3 protein-coding genes and 1 pseudogene are annotated in these 2,220 nt (G+C 62.0%); 1 reads left to right on the top strand and 3 read right to left on the bottom strand.

What is annotated here, in order from left to right; all coding sequences use genetic code 11:
* Positions 1-281: pseudogene (locus tag EN879_RS32880) on the bottom strand (hypothetical protein); the annotation flags it as partial.
* 182 nt (positions 282-463) lie between these two features.
* Between EN879_RS32880 and EN879_RS32875 the strand changes: the two are divergent.
* Entirely contained in the window at positions 464-886 is a 423-nt protein-coding gene (locus EN879_RS32875; RefSeq protein ID WP_023763026.1) for a metallopeptidase family protein, read from the top strand.
* A 187-nt stretch (positions 887-1,073) separates the two neighbouring features.
* Here the strand turns inward: EN879_RS32875 and EN879_RS32870 are convergent, their stop codons facing one another.
* Together EN879_RS32870 and EN879_RS32865 are read right to left on the bottom strand one after the other, a co-directional pair.
* On the bottom strand, positions 1,074-1,280 hold the full coding sequence (locus EN879_RS32870) for a DUF1737 domain-containing protein (RefSeq protein WP_013528780.1): 207 nt from the start codon (positions 1,278-1,280) through the stop codon (positions 1,074-1,076).
* Between the two features lie 51 nt (positions 1,281-1,331).
* Entirely contained in the window at positions 1,332-2,207 is an 876-nt protein-coding gene (locus tag EN879_RS32865) for a CoA ester lyase (protein WP_063169572.1), read from the bottom strand.
* Positions 2,208-2,220 lie beyond the last annotated feature (13 nt).

Raw genomic sequence — 2,220 nt, 5'->3', positions numbered from 1 at the left:
GCCCCGGCATCGCGGGTTTCAAGCCCATGGATTTCGCTCAGGGCGGCCTTCGGCAGCCCGCCGCTCAGGGCGGCATCGAGGCGCCCGACGCCGATAGGCAGGAACGCATCCGGCAACGCCGCGGCAATGCCACGCCGGACGATTGTGAGATCAGTGTTGACGTCAGCATCAAAGGGTGCGGCTGCCGGCGCAGCCAAGCGCTCGGGCAGCGTTCCCTCGATTTTCGCGATCTGGCGGCGCAGGGCAAAAACAGTCTCCCGCGCCACGGCGGTCATCGCCATGACGGTCAGCTTCCACTCACAATTGTTCCTGTTATGTTCCTATAGATTCCAGAGCGCATCCCAAGAGTCAAGCAGAGTCATGGGGAATTTATTCCTCTCTGCAGGGATGGCGCAGGCGCATCGGCCCGTTCATTTGCCGATTCCGGTGCGAAAGCCTATATGCCGGGATCAAAGGATAAAGCATGGCCCGCATCTACAAGACCCGCACCTGGCACGACGAACTCTCGCCCTCGATGGACGAAATGGAGTTCCTGGCGCTGGAGGCGTACGCCCATCTGCCGGAGGATTTTCGCAAGCTGACCGGCGAGATCGTCATCCAGATCGCCGAATTCCCGACCGACGAAATCATGGACGATCTGTCGCTGGAAACGCCATTCGACCTGCTCGGCCTGTTCGAGGGACGCGGCATCGCCGAGCGCTGGAACCCGCAGACCGGGGAAGGCCCGAACCGCATCACGCTCTACCGCCGCGCCATCCTCGATTACTGGTCCGAGAACGAAGAGACGCTGGGCGACATCGTCACCCACGTGCTGATCCACGAGATCGGCCACCATTTCGGCCTGTCGGACGATGATATGGAGAAGATCGAAGAGGCGGCGGAGTAGGGTGCGCTGATATTCAGGTGATGCCGGCCTGCAAATGATGGCTTCCTGCGCTTCCCCGCTCTACCGCGTCGCGGTAGAACGGTGCTCACGTACCCAAAAGTACGCTCCGCTCCGGTTCTCGGAAACCACCATTTTCGACTCGGCCTGACCTGAATCTCAACACACCCTGCGTCGGAGCTTTTCAAATCTACCAGTCACTCAGCTTGGTATCGGGCCCGTATTCCTGACCGTCGATATCCTTGACCACGGCCTGGCCGCAACGCATCGCTTTGGCCTTCTTGTCGTAGGCATAGGTCGGCGAGCCGAACAGATGCCAGCCCTTGTTCAGCGCCGCTGTCACCTTGTGGCAGAAGCTGGCATCGTCCGGAGCGGACAGAAAGCGGTAGAGTTTCATTGTTCAATTCCTGTCGTGAGTAGCTGTAGCCCGCTCGCATCCATCGAGCATTTATGACCCGATGGCGGCTGCCTTCGCCAGCAGTTTTTCGGCCTTCGCCAGATGCAGCCGCTCGACCATCCTGCCGTTCAGCGCGATCACGCCCTTGCCGGCATTCTCGGCGAGCGCGAAGGCTTCCTTCACCGAGCGTGCCTCGGCCACCGCTTCCGTGGACGGCACGAAGGCGCGGTTGGCGGCTTCGATCTGGGCCGGGTGGATGAGGCTCTTGCCGTCGAACCCCATGGCCGCGGCTTCCGCGCATTCATGGGCGAAAGCGTCGAGGTCGCGAAAATCGTTGGAGACGCCGTCGAGCATGTCGATGCCGCCGGCGCGTGCGGCCAGCACCATCTGCATCAGCCATGGCACGAGGTAGCGCCTGTCAGGCGTCGCCAGAATGCCGGTCTCCTTGACCAGATCATTCGTTCCGGCAACGAAACAATTGAGCCGCGAGGCCGGATCGCGGCCAAGTTCGGCGATGGCGCCGATGTTGAGCAGCGCCTTGGGCGTCTCGATCATCGCCCATAGTTTCACGCTGTGGGGAGCGAAATTATCGTCGAGCACGTCGCCGGCCGCGAGCAGGTCGCGCGGCGTGTCGACCTTGGGCAGAAGGATGCCGTCGGGTTCGCAGCTTGCGGCAGCCAGCAGGTCGTCGGCGCCCCATTCGCCTGATATCGCATTGATGCGCACGATCATCTCGCAGCGTCTCTCGGAATGGCCGGCGAAAATGCCGGCCAGTTTTTCGCGGGCGGCGATCTTGTCGGCCGGAGCGACGGCGTCTTCCAGGTCGATGATGATGGCATCGCAGGCAAGCTGCGCGATCTTGGCCAAGGCCTTGTCGCTGGAGGCCGGGATGTAGAGCACGGAGCGGCGCGGGCGATAGGTTTCCATGGATGATCTATGC

This window comes from Mesorhizobium sp. M7A.F.Ca.AU.002.02.1.1 (assembly GCF_003998535.1).
Lineage (GTDB): Bacteria > Pseudomonadota > Alphaproteobacteria > Rhizobiales > Rhizobiaceae > Mesorhizobium > Mesorhizobium ciceri.
Note: the sequence above shows the minus strand (reverse complement) of the source record. Positions and strands in the feature narration are given on the sequence as shown.

Coding starts and splice junctions, on each gene's coding strand:
- EN879_RS32865 (WP_063169572.1), bottom strand. CDS start 2,207: ATGGAAACCTATCGCCCGCGCCGCTCCGTGCTCTACATCCCGGCCTCC.
- EN879_RS32870 (WP_013528780.1), bottom strand. CDS start 1,280: ATGAAACTCTACCGCTTTCTGTCCGCTCCGGACGATGCCAGCTTCTGC.
- EN879_RS32875 (WP_023763026.1), top strand. CDS start 464: ATGGCCCGCATCTACAAGACCCGCACCTGGCACGACGAACTCTCGCCC.